The sequence below is a fragment of the Rhodococcus sp. GB-02 genome (assembly GCF_053470465.1).
Map to the genome: position 1 here is coordinate 250023 of NZ_JBPUKE010000005.1, position 13602 is coordinate 263624.

At 59.9% G+C, this 13602-nt stretch carries 12 protein-coding genes and 3 pseudogenes; 3 read left to right on the forward strand and 12 right to left on the reverse strand.

Annotated features, from left to right (window positions below; translation table 11 throughout):
* From ACSW29_RS30285 to ACSW29_RS30295, 3 genes are all read right to left on the reverse strand, one after another.
* The gene (locus ACSW29_RS30285) at positions 1-1485 is read right to left on the reverse strand and encodes an aldehyde dehydrogenase family protein (protein ID WP_042920093.1); all 1485 of its coding nucleotides are present in this window, start codon (positions 1483-1485) and stop codon (positions 1-3) included.
* A gap of 62 nt (positions 1486-1547) precedes the next feature.
* Positions 1548-1703 carry a hypothetical protein gene (locus ACSW29_RS30290; RefSeq protein ID WP_156519336.1) on the reverse strand — a complete coding sequence of 52 codons (156 nt, stop codon included), beginning with the start codon at positions 1701-1703 and terminating at the stop codon, positions 1548-1550.
* A gap of 302 nt (positions 1704-2005) precedes the next feature.
* Positions 2006-3340, reverse strand: coding sequence for a sensor histidine kinase (locus ACSW29_RS30295; RefSeq protein WP_051649478.1), 1335 nt, complete (start codon positions 3338-3340; stop codon positions 2006-2008).
* Between the two features lie 102 nt (positions 3341-3442).
* On the opposite strand from ACSW29_RS30295, the gene ACSW29_RS30300 reads away from it, so the two are divergent.
* The gene (locus ACSW29_RS30300; protein ID WP_058228370.1) at positions 3443-4129 is read left to right on the forward strand and encodes a response regulator transcription factor; all 687 of its coding nucleotides are present in this window, start codon (positions 3443-3445) and stop codon (positions 4127-4129) included.
* A 79-nt stretch (positions 4130-4208) separates the two neighbouring features.
* Here ACSW29_RS30300 and ACSW29_RS30305 read toward each other — a convergent pair.
* Positions 4209-4637 (reverse strand): annotated as a pseudogene (locus ACSW29_RS30305) (IS1380 family transposase); the annotation flags it as partial.
* A gap of 67 nt (positions 4638-4704) precedes the next feature.
* Between ACSW29_RS30305 and ACSW29_RS30310 the strand changes: the two are divergent.
* Both ACSW29_RS30310 and ACSW29_RS30315 read left to right on the forward strand, forming a co-directional pair.
* Positions 4705-5956 (forward strand): annotated as a pseudogene (locus tag ACSW29_RS30310) (Mu transposase domain-containing protein).
* A gap of 216 nt (positions 5957-6172) precedes the next feature.
* Positions 6173-6559: pseudogene (locus ACSW29_RS30315) on the forward strand (ATP-binding protein); the annotation flags it as partial.
* A gap of 160 nt (positions 6560-6719) precedes the next feature.
* Here ACSW29_RS30315 and ACSW29_RS30320 read toward each other — a convergent pair.
* From ACSW29_RS30320 to ACSW29_RS30355, 8 genes are all read right to left on the reverse strand, one after another.
* The gene (locus ACSW29_RS30320) at positions 6720-6992 is read right to left on the reverse strand and encodes a hypothetical protein (RefSeq protein WP_058228369.1); all 273 of its coding nucleotides are present in this window, start codon (positions 6990-6992) and stop codon (positions 6720-6722) included.
* Positions 6989-7420, reverse strand: a complete 432-nt coding sequence (locus ACSW29_RS30325) for a tyrosine-type recombinase/integrase (RefSeq protein ID WP_051649477.1) — start codon at positions 7418-7420, stop codon at positions 6989-6991. Before ACSW29_RS30325 ends, ACSW29_RS30320 begins: the two co-directional genes overlap by 4 nt.
* Positions 7421-7447: 27 nt before the next feature.
* On the reverse strand, positions 7448-8377 hold the full coding sequence (locus ACSW29_RS30330; protein WP_058228368.1) for a transposase: 930 nt from the start codon (positions 8375-8377) through the stop codon (positions 7448-7450).
* A 22-nt stretch (positions 8378-8399) separates the two neighbouring features.
* Positions 8400-8750 (reverse strand): transposase family protein, encoded by a 351-nt coding sequence (locus tag ACSW29_RS30335; protein ID WP_074447157.1) that lies wholly within the window; start codon positions 8748-8750, stop codon positions 8400-8402.
* A gap of 1003 nt (positions 8751-9753) precedes the next feature.
* Positions 9754-10749: a R2-like ligand-binding oxidase gene (locus ACSW29_RS30340; protein ID WP_042920084.1), complete on the reverse strand. Its 996-nt coding sequence runs from the start codon at positions 10747-10749 to the stop codon at positions 9754-9756.
* 89 nt (positions 10750-10838) lie between these two features.
* Positions 10839-11156, reverse strand: a complete 318-nt coding sequence (gene fdxA, locus ACSW29_RS30345; RefSeq protein ID WP_042920082.1) for a ferredoxin — start codon at positions 11154-11156, stop codon at positions 10839-10841.
* 27 nt (positions 11157-11183) lie between these two features.
* Positions 11184-12194: an NAD(P)/FAD-dependent oxidoreductase gene (locus ACSW29_RS30350; RefSeq protein WP_042920079.1), complete on the reverse strand. Its 1011-nt coding sequence runs from the start codon at positions 12192-12194 to the stop codon at positions 11184-11186.
* Between the two features lie 28 nt (positions 12195-12222).
* Positions 12223-13329, reverse strand: coding sequence for an NDMA-dependent alcohol dehydrogenase (locus tag ACSW29_RS30355; RefSeq protein WP_042920077.1), 1107 nt, complete (start codon positions 13327-13329; stop codon positions 12223-12225).
* Positions 13330-13602 lie beyond the last annotated feature (273 nt).

Genomic DNA, 13602 nt, shown 5'->3' on the forward strand with positions numbered 1-13602 from the left:
TTAGTCGAGATTTATCCAGACCGACTTGGTCTGGGTATTGCCGAGAAGCGCTTCCTCGCCGAGGTCACGTCCATACCCGGAATTTTTGAAGCCACCGAAAGGCGAGGTTGGGTCCAGCATGTTGTACATGTTGACCCACACCGTCCCTGCGTCGAGTGCGTGCGCAACCCGGTGTGCGCGTGAGACATCACGGGTCCACACGCCGGCTGCGAGTCCGTATTCACTCGAGTTCGCCCGGGCGATTGCCTCGGCTTCGTCATCGAATGCAAGGACCGACAGAACCGGGCCGAACACTTCCTCGCGGGCGATACGCATGTGGTCGGTCACGCCGGTGAAGATCGTGGGCTCGAGGAAGTAGCCGGCGGAGTCCGAGCAGCGGTTGCCGCCGGTTTGCAGGACCGCTCCTTCCGCGAGTGCGGCCTGAACAAAACCTTCGACCCGGTCGAGCTGATTTGCCGAGATCAATGGTCCCATCTGCGTGCCATCGTCGAGGCCGTGACCGGTCACGATTCTCTGTGTCGCCTCTACCAGTCTGGCAACCACCTCGTCATGAATGCTGCGGTGCACGAACAGGCGGCTACCAGCGCAACAGACCTGTCCTTGATTTACGAAGATGGCAGTCAGGACACCCTCGACCACTGCATCGAGGTCTGCGTCCGCGAAGACGATGTTGGCGGACTTGCCACCGAGTTCGAGCGTCACCTTCGCAAGGTTGCGGGCACTGGCGGCAACGATGCGCCGACCCGTCTCAGTCGACCCGGTGAACGTAATCTTGTTTACACCGGGATGTTCTACGAGTGCTTGTCCCGCTTCGTGACCCAAGCCGGTTACGACGTTGAACAAGCCAGGAGGTAGCCCTGCCTCGATCGCCAATTCTGCGAGCCGCACCGTCGTCAACGAGGTCATCTCGCTCGGCTTGACGACGACGGCATTACCAGCGGCCAGAGCGGGCGCAATCTTCCAGCTGGCGATAAGGAGCGGGAAGTTCCACGGGACGATGGCCGCGACGACACCGAGTGGTTGCCGCCGAGTATACGTCAGGGCCTCGCCCACCAGTGGCGACACCGGCAAAACATCGCCGGTCAACCGGGATGGACTACCCGAGTAGTAACGCCAGACTTCCGTTGCGATGCTCAGGTCAAGGAAGAGGGACTCTGTGAGGGGCTTACCGTTGTCGAGGGTTTCGAGTGTGGCAAGCTCCTCAGCGTTTTGCTCGACGAGGTGCGCAAGCTCCGCAAGCGCACGACTACGTGCAGTGGGCTTAAGCGCACCCCATTCGGTCTGGGCGGAATGGGCCGAGCGCACAGCGGCGTCGACATCATCGCCGGTGCCCAGCGCGATCCGGGTCAGGACCTTCCCGTTTCCTGGGTCGACAGTATCCAAAGTGTTGCCGCTCAACGCTGGGCGGCGCTGTCCCGCTATGAAGATACTCTCCTCGGCACCATCCAAGGACGGTGCCGTGCCTTCAGGGATGATCGTGGTCATCGAATCTCCTGCTTATGGACGCCGGACTTCGGCGCACTAGGGGTCAAGTCTGGTGATCCAGGTCACGTCTTTGCGCGGGTCATACGGGCCATGGATGGCCCGAGCGGGCCGTCGGCGGCCGCGATGAAAGGCCCGAAGCTTCCGACGAGCGGGTAGTTGGCGGACGGGCGGGAGGTGCCCATAATGCACGAGAGGACTACCGCTGCGGATCCCGTCACTGCGGGCAATCCGGGGCCGGTGCGAGGCTTGAGAAAAGTGCGTTGCAAAGGGGCTGGTTTTGGTGCATCGGGATGAAATATCCGCAGTGACAGGCTTTCTGGTCGCGGGGTGGTGCCAGCTTTCACGGGCAAAGCTATATGTGACCAGGACCCGGATTGACGGCATCGACTGGGCAGAAGCTCTCCGTAAGGTGGTGAGCGGTGCAGGCAGGCGAGTCAGGCAGGCCGGTGCTGTTTGACCAGTTGGAATCGTGGCTTGAGACTGGGACCGTTTCCTGCACTTACGGCGTGCGGGAGTCGCGTCAGCGTGGGTCGACGCGTGCTGAGATCTCCGGAGGGCTGTCCAGTGGGATGACGACTCGGGCGATCAGTCCTCCCCCCGGGCGCGGTACCAAGACAAAGGTACCGCCCATCGCGCTCGATATTTCCGCGACGATCCACAAACCGAGCCCCGCCGTGCCTCTGCGCTCGCCGAGGCTAACGAACTTGCGGGTAACCAGGGTGGCCTCGTCATCGGTCAAACCCGGTCCGCGGTCGCCGATTTCGACCTTCAGGGACGATGGGGTGCAGATCAGGGACAGTTCCACGGGATGGTCCGCACCGTATCGTCGCGCATTCTCGAGAAGATTCGTCATGACACGTTGTAGTCGGTGGGCATCGCAGTGGACCACGGCACCGGGCGGTGTGATGGTGATTTTGCTGTTCGCGCGCGAGATGCCAGCCGCTGCGAGCGACCCGTGGGCAAGCTCGTCCAATGCGATGCGCCGCACGCGGGCGACGCCGGTGGGATCGCCCGTACTCAACGCCACATCGGCCAAACTGTCGAGCATGTCGGTGAGGTGCCGGCTATGTGCTGCAATCAGACTGATGGCCCTTTCCTGGGCCTGGGTGTCAAACCGGCCCGGGGTGGCGAGGGAGTTAGCCAACGAACTCAATGACGATATCGGCGTGCGGAATTCGTGCAGTACGATCCTCAGCCCATCATCTCGCATCGCTTGGGCTTCGAGCAGTCTGGCTCGGAGATCGCGTTCCTCGACAATTGTCAGATGCTCCGAGAGCGCCTCGGCCCTCGCCTGGACCGCTCGGTCATGTTCACGATCGAGGAGGCTCCGTAGGGTGCCGGTCAAGACTGCGAACATAATTAGGTAACCGCACCACCACCATGCCGTCTCTATGCGGTACGCCATCGACGCACTAGGCAGCGGTATGGCGAGTGCAACCACGGCAAATAGTGCACCCACGCACGCGGCGCCGGCAATGGCGTGCCGAATCCCCTGGCGTATCGCGATCGCGACGATCGCCAAAGGCAGAACTGCGACAAGGTGGCTCATTGCTCCACCAGTTGCGGCCGCCAATGTCACCGACGCCACCCCGTCGAGGGCCGCGACCACATCCTGGGGTAGTTGGCGCAGGCCCTGCAGATCGGCAATCAAAATGTAACTGGCATACGTGAAGGCGAACCCGAGACCGAGCACCGCTATCGGCAGGTATGTACGGTTTATCGGTGTTCCGAAAGCTACGACCACGGTGATGCTGCCGATGACGAGAACTCGCAGCACCGCGATTACTCGCTCGGGTTCCTTCCAATGAACAGGCTTTATCGCAGCTCCCGCGATAGGGTCATACCCTCTGAACATGATCGTTGCTCCTCAAGGCTGCGCTGAGTCGATCCCTTCAGATTCTCTAGGTGAGAGCCCGCATAGCATCGCGTACTTGTCGGGCATGTCACACTACAATCTATGTCTGGTACCCCACTCGTCGTAGTTATCGTGGACGACCATGCGCTCTTCACTCAGGGGCTCGAACTGTTGTTAGGTGTCAGGGCTGACCACCTTTTCGATGTTGCTGGCACCACGACGAACGGCGATGAGGCAGTCGCACTGGTCGGGAAGAACCGAGCGGACATCGTGACGATTGACCTGACTCTGCCACCACGAGGCGGATTGGAGGCCATCGCAGCAGTCCGTGCCGCCTATCCTACGACGCGGATCTTGGCACTTTCGGGCACTGAGGACCTCGCCTTGGCCGAACGTGCATTGCGGAGCGGTGCGGACGGGTTCATGGCGAAGTCGTCCGACGCGGACGCGCTCGTGGCCCCGCTACTCGCCCTTGCGGCCGGAATGAAAGTCGTCGAGGCGGGCGTGCTTGAGAAAATACTCAGAAGTAGTCGCAAGCCCGAGAATGATCTCCTAGACAAGCTCGGTCCACAACAAGTGAAACTGTGGAGCCTGCTCGCTCATGGTCTGGAGACAACGGAAATCGCTGAGCGAGTGCATGTCAGCGAAAGAACAGCCAAGAGGATGGTCGCATCACTTATTCAACGGGTAGGGGCGCGAAATCGTATCGAAGCAGCGGCCATGGCGGGTCGCTATGGGCTACTCGACGCCGATTCCTGGATGCACCGAGGTAATGATTCGTCGTTGTGAATTATCTTGCGCGCCATCGGATGAGCTGTGAGCGTGGTCGATCAGCCGACCTCAGCTGTCGGGTCGTCCTACTGGATCTTCACAACGTGGGCGCGCAAGAGTCGGACCCGGTCAGGCGATGATCGGGGCGGTAGAACATGCTCTCGAACAACGTTGTCCACGGTTTCTCCCACGGCCAGCCCGGCGGGAGGTGCAAGGTCAGTTTTTGGACGGAGTTAGGCGATCCGTTGGGGGACCGAGATCACCGTCCGGCGGATGGCGCCGGCGCTCGCTTTTCGCCAGTGCGGAGTCACCGGTTAGTGTCGCTGCAGTGTGCGTGCGGTTGAAGGCCATTCCAGCGCAGACGAGCCAGTCGGCATTCGCGCAAAACGCACTGTGGGCTTTGTGTGCGAGCACGGAGTTCTCCAGATCCGCATGCACTTGCTCGATGATCGTATGCCGGCGATGGATTCCATCGGCCGCAACAAGTGTCGATGTCTGCGAGGTCGGTGGGGGTGAAGAATGCGTGGAGCGCCACACGTTGAACCGTTGGGGTTAGCGACGGATTGGGATTGACCGTCTCCGATGCTAGGAGGGTGATATCAGTGGAGGATTGGGCAGAAATTCGTCGTCTGCAGCGCGGCGAAGAAACACCGATCAAGGAAATCGCACGACGGATGGGCATCGCCTGGGACGCCGGGCGCACTGCGTTACGCGCGCAGGGCCAGAGCCGGGTCGGGGGACGCGGCTCACTCGCCGATGGAGTCGAGCCACAGATCAGGCAACTGCTGTCCGAGTATCCGCGGATGCCCGCGACGGTGATCGCCGAACGGATCGGCTGGGAACATTCGCTGACCACACTCAATGATCGGGTGGGACAGATCCGGCCGGAGTACCAGGGAATCGACTCCGCCGACCGAATCACTTAGGAGCCTGGTCAACTCACCCAATACGATCTCTGGTTCCCAGAGACGAGAATCCCGGTCGCAGCCGGGCAAGAACGAATCCTGCCTTGTGCGGGTGATGACATTTGCGTTCTCACGGTTCACGACCGCATCGATGATTCCTTCGAGGCAGGGCGGGGGTATTCTCTCGGGAATGTGGACCTCGGTCGCGAAGATCGGTCGAGTGACCAAAACACTGCTGTGGGATAGAGATTCGGCGATCGGTGGCACTGGAAGGGTGATCACTCCAGCGGTGGCGTTCGCGGGAACATTGGCCACGCAGATCAAACTCGCTCCACCGCGGGACCCCGAGTACAAGGGCTTAGTCGAACGGCACAACGGCTACCTCGAGACCTCGTTTCCGCCTGGCCGCCGGTTCGCTTCCCCCGAGGACTTCAACGACTAACTCGGCGACTGGTTCCTACGCGCCAACTCTCGGATGGTTCGCTCGATCGGGGGCCGCGCGATCGACCTGCTCGACACGGACTATTCGGCGATGCTTCCACCGCCGCCGGTGAACCCGCCGATCGGACTGCACCACCGAATCCAGTTGGCCCGTGACTATTACATCAGGATGGATGCAGTAGACTACTCCGTCGACCCACGAGTGATCGGCAGGTTCGTCGACGTCGCCGCATCACCCGAACGAGGTGGTGGTCACCTGCGAGGGACAGGTCGTCGGCTCTTACCGACGATCCTGGGCGAACATGCCGTGGTTACCGATCCGGCTCACGTCCAGGCGGCCGCGCAGTTGCGGCAACAGTTCACCGCCGACCAGCGACGTCACCATGACGCCGACCGCCACCATCTCGACGGGCACCGGGCCGCCTTGCGTGCTCTGCCTGACTATGACGCCCTTTTCAGGGTCGATTTCTGCATTCCCACAACGAAAGCGAGAACGTAAGTGGCTACCTTTACCAGTTCGAAGACCACAACGCCAACGAAGCCGGCAGGATCATCCGATGGGTTGCCGTCGATGATCGCCCACCTCACCCGGGTACTGAAAACGCGGACGACCGGAGCAACCTGGGAAGATCTCGCAGCCCAGGGGCGGGATGAGAACTGGTCCCACACGAGGAATACCTTGCAGCGCTGTTTTTAACAGCAGGTCGCTGAGCGCGAATCCAAGGGTGCCATCATGCGGATCCGCACTGCGCACTTTCCGGCGGTGAAAACACTCGAGGACTTCAACCTCGACCGCCTGCCATCGCTACGTCGTGAGGTGTTGGCGCCCTTGGCCACCGAAACATTCGTGGCGAAGGCAGAGAACGTGATCCTGCTCGGCCCGCCCGGCATCGGCAAAACACACATAGCAATCGGACTCGGCGCAAAAGCGGCCCACGCCGGCTACTCCGTCCTCTTCGACACGGCATCGAACTGGATTGCTCGTCTCGGTGCCGTACACCATGCAGGCCGGATCGAAGCGGAACTGAAGAAGATTCGCCGCTACAAACTGATCATCGACGAGGTCTTGTCTCAAGAGTTTGATGCTGTGTTGGTCAGCTGAAGGATTCGAGGGCGGTGGCGACGTCGTCGTTGAGTTCTTCGGCTCGTCGTAGTGCCTTGCGGAGTCATTCTACTTCGAGTTCGCGGGCAGCGATTCGTCCGGCGGGTTCACCGATGGCTCGTGCCTTGTTCTGCGGAATCCGGGCGGATGTGATGAACGGTCATGTCGGCTGAACGAAACGGCCGAGCACCAATGCCCGCCCCTCCGAGACGGTGCACCGTTCCTCGGCTATCAGCCACCACTGCTGCAACGAAATACCCTCTTGCGCAGGAGTGTTCGTAAGTATCGCCGCCGTATCCGATATGACGTGCTGTCGGCGCCGCGGTCCGCAGTCCCAGGTGCGCACCATTTCCCTGACGGCAGCCATCACCCGATCGGGTTCGAATGGCTCTTTGCGCAGGTCCCGATCGATCTGAAGGCTGACCGCGTTCACCGGCACCCTCCCAGATCGTCCAATGCCGCAATTGTCTCCGGGGCGTAGTCGCGCATACCGACGTCCGGATTCCTTCCACAACAGTCAGGTGCGCGCTCCGCTGACGGCGAGCGACTTTCCACGAGCGCCTTCAACATAGCTTTCTCATCGACATAGGCATACACATCGGCAGTGGTGGACACATTCCGATGTCCGAGGATTTGTTGTGCCACATGCAGTCCCGCCGTGTCGACCAGCAACTGAGCCACCGTATGCCGAAACATGTGCGATGTCGCATGAACACCGAGCCGAGTCGCAGTGGCCCGAAACGACGCCTCGAAAGCTGGGTAGCGCAACGGACGACCCTTTGCCTGACGTCGCCCGACCCACAAAGCCGACGTATCGGCTTGGCCTCGTTCGAGCGAACCGATGCAAGTTCGGCAGATCATCAGCCGAAACGGCCGACATCCACAGGTTCAATTGTTTGCCAAGGCGTCCGGTGAGCATCCCTGCAAACGACTTGACATGGCCTGCAGTTGCTTCGAGGTGCCGGCAGCTGGCGAGAACCTGCTTGAGCCTGATCTGCCCATCGTCGGTGAGGTTGTCGGGATGCCGCGGCATCCACGAGGTGATCCGCCGCACTTTCGGCACCTTTCGGTGTGGACGGTGGAGCTGCCCCTATCCTGCGAAACGGGCGAAGGTAATCCAGAACGGAGCTGTATAGCTGCCGCGATATCCCAATTCTTGAAGTTCTTCGTAAAGTGCAGCAGCGTAGGCATGGCCGTCGTTGAAACGCTCGTGAAGATATTCGGCGAACTCGTCCAACATAGTTGGCAGGCCGGCTCGCGATGCCCCAACAACTCATCGACACTGTTCGCGTAGTAGAAACGACGAACGGTCTCCCGTGCCAGTTCGAGTTGCCGTGCGATAGTTCGGATTCCCATGCCTTCGTTCTTGAGAGTCTCGACCGCCTGGAAACGATTCTTCGTGCGGATGACGAGCATTGAACTCTCCGGACGGGTGGTGTGTACCTGCTCGGCGACCTGCTTCAGTTGTTTCGACGCGGTGCGTTCGATCGAAGGTTCAGGCTCGAACTCAGGATTCTTCAGGCAATTATGATGGGCTGCAACGGTTTTCCTCACAGCTTCGGCGAGGTTGTGCCATAGGTGCCGGCGGTCGGCGACTTCGATCGCCTCGGGCGCTCCGGCACGGGCGGCTTCGGCATACGCGCCAGCGCTATCACGACAGATCACCTGTGTTCCCGGATGTTCGGTGAGCCATTTTGGTGACTGTTTCGGCTTTCCGGTTGGTAAGAGAACATCGACGGGCCGGTGAGTGTCCATATCGATCAGAACTGTGCCGTACCGATGTCGCCTTCCCAGCTTGAAATCATCGACACCGAGCACTTCGACAGTGGTCGTGGGCGGATCAGGTAGCGCTCGGACCAGGCGCAACAGGGTAGAGCGTCCGACATATATGCCCAGCGCAGATGCCAAATGCGATCTTCTCGAGGGTTCCGCGTAGCAGCGGAGTGGTCCGTGCGTAAGCCTTGGTCAGTCCGTCGATCTGCTCGACAAATGTGCGTCGGTCACAGCCGGTGTTCGAGCACATAGGTCGACGTACCTGCAAGACAACGTAACTCGATCGGCCAGCTATAGCCGTATCGGCGAGCATTCGTTCGTACCGACTGTGCACTCGTTTCGAGGAAACACCGCACGTCGGGCAGCTCGCCAACGTCGACAACGGTGACGCCCGAATACGGACTCCGCCTGCGGTCACATCGACCGAATCGATGTCGACACCCGCCAGATGCGGAAGAAATGCACGCAGGTCACACCAGTTCTCAGGACATCAGAACGATCATCTCCCACACGGTCCACGTCATATCGGAACGACACGCGGCGTGAAGGTGGAGCCGTCACGGAAAGTGGGCCAGAACCAATTCCAACCCGTCGTTGACAGAGCCTCCCCGAACTGCCGCACCGATAGTGGGATATCCGGAAAACGCGGAGTTTGCGCGTAATGGCTTCGATATCCTTTGGGGATCAGCGCCATTGTCGGCGATCCTTCGGGCCGTTTCTCGGGAGGAACCGCACGAACCTTTCCTCAGCCGTCTGTCTGACAATCGTTGGCGCGGTGTGGGCGTCCTTGTTGAACTGTGGCCGTGGACTTCGATGATCGAGTCGTTGATGTCGATTAGCACCCGACCGCCGTCGCCGGCAGTCAGGGCGATTTCAGCGAGTCCGCAGAGAAACCGTGACGCCACGGCGTCGAGTTGGCGCGCGTGCCCGAAGGCGAATTTGCGCAGGCACGAACCCGACGTCGAAGGTGCCTAAGGGTGGTCGAATAGCGATTTCATTGCTCCGTGGCGGAGGATCGCCATGGCAACATGCTAGCCTAGCTGTGCCGTCGACGTGAGCGCCGCCGAGTGATCAATCTTCGGCCGGCATTGGCGCCTGCATCAGTCGGTACGGACAGGTGAGCAGTCCGGGTCGCTCGGCCAACGCGACCACTGGGGCCCAGCCATACGGTGGAAACAAGATTCGGGTCGTCGAATCTGGAAGTTGCGATGGTCGGGGTTGAGATAGTTGCATCTGCGAGGTGCTCTTCGCTGCGTCCGAATGTGATCTTCAGGAAATCTTGTTCATTCACTACGGCAAGGCTTTTCGCATTACGACTTGCGTTCGGCCACTATTTGGATCGGTGTATCCAGGCTTAACGGGGCGGCGATTGAAGGGACTTGGGGGGCTGGTCGAGACCAGCCCCCCAAGGTCTAAATAGCCTAGCTGCCGACCAGTTTCTTGTCCTGTGCGATGGCGTCAGCGATTGCCTTCTGATCCTGGATATGGAAGCGTTCTTCCAAATCGGCGGGGGAGTAGTCGAGATCGATACCCGCGGGATCTAGACCGCGAGCACTCTCCATCGATTCGAGTCGACGGTTGACCTTGTCGAGTGCGTAGTCGGTCATCTCGTCGATCGTGATGCCGAACGGAATTCCGCGATCCTCGTACTCGCTGAAGAGATTGACGATTAGGTTCAACGCAGGATTGAGCAGTTCCTGCATGCGGTCACTGACAGCGTCCCAGTTACGATCGTCAGCTGCAATGTGACGGCGGCACGTGAATGTTCCCCACGCCATGTGCCTGCGCTCGTCGTCACCGATGTGTTTGACGAGCTTTTGCATACCGGGCAAGATCCCCCGTCGTTGACACATCTTGGCCCACGCAAAATAGCCTGTCAGAGCGATGCAACCCTCAACGACGTGGTTGTACGTCACGCTCGCCCGTATTTGGTTCGCCGGGGATGGGTCCTCGGTCAGGGTGTATAGAGCACTGGGCAATTCGTCCAAGAAAATCTGCTTGTACGCGTCGCTGTACTCGACGTACTGGTGCAGATCTGTATTCTCGTGGCCAATGGCATTGAAGAAGCGCCGGAAACCCTCGGTGTGCTTAGCTTCCTCGTAGATAAACTGTGTCAGGTACAGTTCGTCACCGAGGCGCCCCTCTGCAGCCATTGCCGCCGCGAACGGCTGCAGGTCCTGAGTCACCGATTCCTCGCCGCCGATGAATTGAGACGCCAGCACCATGGTCAATCGCTGTTCGTCCGCGCTCATTGCGGCAAAATCCACCGCATCCTGGGTGAAGTCGATGGCCGCCGGATTCCAGACCTTCCCATTACCCTTGGTGAAAAGTTTCATCGGGAAGTTGTCGAGTTTCAGGCCACCTGGGGTAAGGCTGCCGAAACCGGTCCGACCGTTGTGTGTGATCGAGCGCTCCATACTCTGCTCCTAACAGTTTTTTCGGTGATGTCGCCGCGCGTTCCGCGACGACTGATGCATATAGCGTGTCGGTGGCGTGACTCGCCGGGTTAGTCGTCTTTGACAAAGTTCTTGACGAATTCCGGATCCTCAAGTGCTTCCTCGACTGTGGTTGAGCCGCCGGGATTCCCAATGGTCTCGAAAATGTTGGCAGCCGCTTCTTTGAAGGGCTTCCACTTGTCGGCCAGACGTTGCATGGGTTTGATCGCCTCTACCGGGCACACGATTTCGCACGCGCCACAGTCGATGCACTCGGTTGGGTTGATGTACGCCATCCGCCCGCCCTCGTAGATGCAGTCGACCGGACATTCCTCCATGCAGGATTTGTCCATGATGTCAATACAATTTTCGCCGATGACGAAGCCCATGACGATGCTCCTTTCCGATCCGGGTTTCTAGCTGATGGCTGCGAATACCGGCGCATTGTCGCTGGAATGTCCGGGTGCAAGACCGACTTCGGGCTGAAGGATGGCCGCGGCGTTGTTCACCGCAGAGGCGACCTCCCCGAAACCGACCGCGATAAGTTTCACTTTTCCTGGATATGTGGCGATATCACCGGCAGCAAAGACGCGGTTTCGATTGGTCCTCATTGTGGTATCGACCAGGATCGACCGATTCTCAAGTTCGAGTCCCCAGTTCGCGAGCGGACCGAGTTGCATCGTGAATCCGAGGGCCGCGACGACCAGCGTGCAGGGAACCGTGACCGGCTCGGTAGAGGCTTTGACGTTGACGATGGCGGAGTCGACGCTGCCATTTCCGTTCAGTGAGATGATTTCGGCATCGACGAGCTGGCGGCATGACGATTCCTGCAACAGTTTGACGCTGTGTGCGTGGGCGCGGAATTGCTTGCGGCGATGCACCAGGGTTGTCGATCGGGCACGCTCAACAGAAGCCAGCGCCCAGTCAACCGCTGAGTCGCCGCCCCCGACCACGAGCACGTCTTGCCCTTCAAGCACGTCGAGCCGGGGGACGAAATATTGCACACCCTTGCCCACAAACTCTTCGCCGCAGGGCAGAGGTCGAGGCGACACGGACCCCACCCCGGCGGTAATGACAACAGCCGAAGCCAGAATCTGCAAGCCTGTACTGGTTGCAATCTTCCACCGGTCTCCAACTGGGTCGAGACTAACCGCCTGCTGCCCCAACAGATATGTCGATTGAAACGGTGCGCCCTGCTGAAGAAGTCCGTCGATCAGCTTTTGTCCCTTTACTGATGGGAATCCGGCGATGTCGAAGATCAGCTTCTCCGGGTACATCGCCGTGATCTGTCCACCCGGGTTGGGTAGTGCGTCGATGACGGCGACCGACAGTCCGCGGAAGCCTGCGTAGTAGGCGCCGTACAGACCTACCGGACCGGCGCCTACAATGAGCAGGTCGACATCGACTGAATATTCCGTGCTAGCCATTCTTCTGATCTCTCTGTCAGCCCAGGGTTTAGAAGCGGATTAGCCCGCGGATGTTGTGTCCTTGACGCATGTCTTCGTAGCCCTCATTGATGTCCTCGAGTGCATACTCCTTGGTAATGAGCTCGTCGAGTTTGAGTTGACCAAGGTTGTAGAGCTCAAGGAGGCGAGGAATATCCATCTGGGGGTTGGACGAGCCGAAGAGGGATCCCTTGATCGACTTCTCGTACAGGGTGAGTTCGAATAGTGACCCGGAAAACGATTCTTCGTCCGGATGGCCAATGGCAGTGACGACCACTCGGCCACGCTTTCCGACCAACGAAAGGGCAGGGAGAATGTAGGAACCTTCGGCTACACCAGTGGTGATGATGCATGCATCTGCCAGTTGCCCGCGGGTGAGGTCCGCGACCACCGGCCATGCCTCGTCAACGGTGGCGAAGGCATGCGTTGCACCGAACTCAAGTGCCTTCTCACGTTTGAATGCGACCGGATCGATAGCAATCACGTAGCGGCAACCGGCAATCCGCGCGCCCTGCACTGCGTTACTGCCGATCCCCCCCACTCCGATGACCACCGCGGTGTCGCCTGCGCGCAGCTCGCCAGTGCGAACCGCTGAACCGAAGCCCGTCGTCACGCCACAGCCGACTAAGGCAGCGCGGTCGAGGGGGAAGCCTTGATCGATCTTCACGACGCTGGCCACGGGGACCACGGTGTACTCGCTGAATGTGCCGAGCACACACATCTGCCCGATGTCTTCACCGCGTCCGTGGAATCGGTAAGTGCCGTCAAGCTGTGGCCCCAGAACGATGGAGGCGCCCATGTCGCACAAGTTCGTCATGCCTCGGGCGCAGTAGCTGCATCGTCCGCAAGCTGGCAGGAAGGAAAGGACGACGGGATCGCCCTCTTCGACTTCGGTGACGCCGGCTCCCACCTTGTGGATAATCCCTGCGCCCTCATGACCGCCGACGACGGGGAAGGGAATCGGAATATCGCCCGTGACCAGATGCTCGTCTGAGTGGCATAAGCCGCTGGCTGTGAGCTTGACCATCACCTCGCCTGGCTTGGGATCGTCGAGATCGAGTTCATCGACCTGCCATTTCTCGCCGAGTCCCCACAGGACCGCAGCCTTAGTTTTCATCCATATTCTCCATTCATCAGTAACCTCCGACACGTCTACTGTGCCGGTGTGGTGTACATCACCGCGCGGTCCTTGAGCGCCACCTTTGGCCCGAGCGCGCCACCCGGCATCACGGCAGAATTCGCCTCGACCGATCCTTTGGGGTGTGCTGGTGGGGTTTCGTCCGAGGTGGTTGTCCTTAGCGTGGGGCGTGCTAGCGGTCTATCAGTGCCACTAGGTTCGGCCCCACGAGGCCTTTGTGAGCAGGGCAAAAAGTCATTCGGTCTGTGCATC

Coding starts and splice junctions, on each gene's coding strand:
- ACSW29_RS30285 (WP_042920093.1), bottom strand. CDS start 1,485: ATGACCACGATCATCCCTGAAGGCACGGCACCGTCCTTGGATGGTGCC.
- ACSW29_RS30295 (WP_051649478.1), bottom strand. CDS start 3,340: ATGTTCAGAGGGTATGACCCTATCGCGGGAGCTGCGATAAAGCCTGTT.
- ACSW29_RS30300 (WP_058228370.1), top strand. CDS start 3,443: ATGTCTGGTACCCCACTCGTCGTAGTTATCGTGGACGACCATGCGCTC.
- ACSW29_RS30325 (WP_051649477.1), bottom strand. CDS start 7,420: ATGATCTGCCGAACTTGCATCGGTTCGCTCGAACGAGGCCAAGCCGAT.
- ACSW29_RS30340 (WP_042920084.1), bottom strand. CDS start 10,749: ATGGAGCGCTCGATCACACACAACGGTCGGACCGGTTTCGGCAGCCTT.
- fdxA (WP_042920082.1), bottom strand. CDS start 11,156: ATGGGCTTCGTCATCGGCGAAAATTGTATTGACATCATGGACAAATCC.
- ACSW29_RS30350 (WP_042920079.1), bottom strand. CDS start 12,194: ATGGCTAGCACGGAATATTCAGTCGATGTCGACCTGCTCATTGTAGGC.
- ACSW29_RS30355 (WP_042920077.1), bottom strand. CDS start 13,329: ATGAAAACTAAGGCTGCGGTCCTGTGGGGACTCGGCGAGAAATGGCAG.